At 32.3% G+C, this 1125-nt stretch carries 2 protein-coding genes and 1 pseudogene; all 3 read left to right on the top strand.

The window, feature by feature from the left end:
• A pseudogene (locus tag I4V51_RS20885) lies at nt 1-348 on the top strand (hypothetical protein); the annotation flags it as partial.
• A 13-nt stretch (nt 349-361) separates the two neighbouring features.
• Nucleotides 362-721, top strand: coding sequence for a VRR-NUC domain-containing protein (locus I4V51_RS20880; RefSeq protein WP_195990353.1), 360 nt, complete (start codon nt 362-364; stop codon nt 719-721).
• Between the two features lie 18 nt (nt 722-739).
• Nucleotides 740-961 (top strand): hypothetical protein, encoded by a 222-nt coding sequence (locus tag I4V51_RS20875; protein ID WP_195990355.1) that lies wholly within the window; start codon nt 740-742, stop codon nt 959-961.
• The last annotated feature ends 164 nt before the right edge of the window (nt 962-1125 follow it).

Genomic DNA, 1125 nt, shown 5'->3' with positions numbered 1-1125 from the left:
AGTGGAATGGATAGAGATAAGGCAGAAGAGTTATGGGGAAAAGGGAGAGCAAATGCTGATAGGCTTCAACCTAATGAGTTAGGATTTGAAGAGTTGGCCAATTATATAGCTAAAGATCCTAAAGGAAAGAAGAGGTATTCTCCAAGTAGAAATCTTATAATTCCAGAAGCTGAAATTAATGACTATAAATATACATATAAAAAGGTATATGCATTGTCAAGAAATCAAGGTGATAAAGAAGAGTTTGAAAAGTTATATCCTGGATATATTTATACAAGTCATGAAGTTCAAGTAAATGATATAAACTCTGGAACTTATATCTATATAAAAATGCGGAAATTAGATTAAAGGAGAAATAGGGATGACAGAAGCACAAGAGCAAAGATTTTTATTTCAATGGGCAGGATATGCAGAGCAGCAGTTTCCAGAACTAAAGTTATTGCACCATGTTCCAAATGGAGGAAAGAGAGATGCAAGAACTGCAGCAAACTTAAAAAAAGAAGGTGTAAAGGCAGGAGTACCAGATATAGTTTTGCCAGTTTCAAGAGGTTCATATCATGGATTGTATATAGAGCTTAAAGTGGGAAGAAATAAGACAAGTCCCAAACAAGAGGAATGGATAAATATGCTTAAGGAACAAGGGTATAAAGCTGAAGTTTGTTATGGATGGATAGAAGCTAAAGACGTTATAGAAGAGTATTTAAAGTGTATAAAAAAGTAAGGATAAGGAGGAGCTAATATGGTAGAAGCTAAAGAGATTTTAACTACTAAGGAGTTTAAGGAAAGATTTAAGATTAAAAACGGACAAGCTATGGATATAAAAACTAAAAGGTTATATTTTTGTCCAAAGGATTTAGGGTTTGAGTTTACATTTGAAGAGTGTAAAACATCTTTGTGTAGTGAGTGCTGGGAAGAAGTAAAAGAGTATTTAAAGTTCAGAATCGAAAGTGAAGAGGTGTAAAGATGATAGAAAGAGCAATAGAAAAAATAAAAAAGGAAATACAAGATAAAAAAGGAAATCCAAATATCCAAGCGATTGGAGATTATCTATTAAAACAAGTAGAGATTAACAGAGAAGCAGCAGAAAAGATATGTAATGAGAATAAAAGTATAGAAAAATGTTTT

Origin of the sequence: Clostridium sp. D53t1_180928_C8 (assembly GCF_015667795.1) — a bacterium.
GTDB lineage: Bacteria > Bacillota > Clostridia > Clostridiales > Clostridiaceae > Clostridium.
This window is presented reverse-complemented; position numbering and strand designations above follow the sequence as displayed.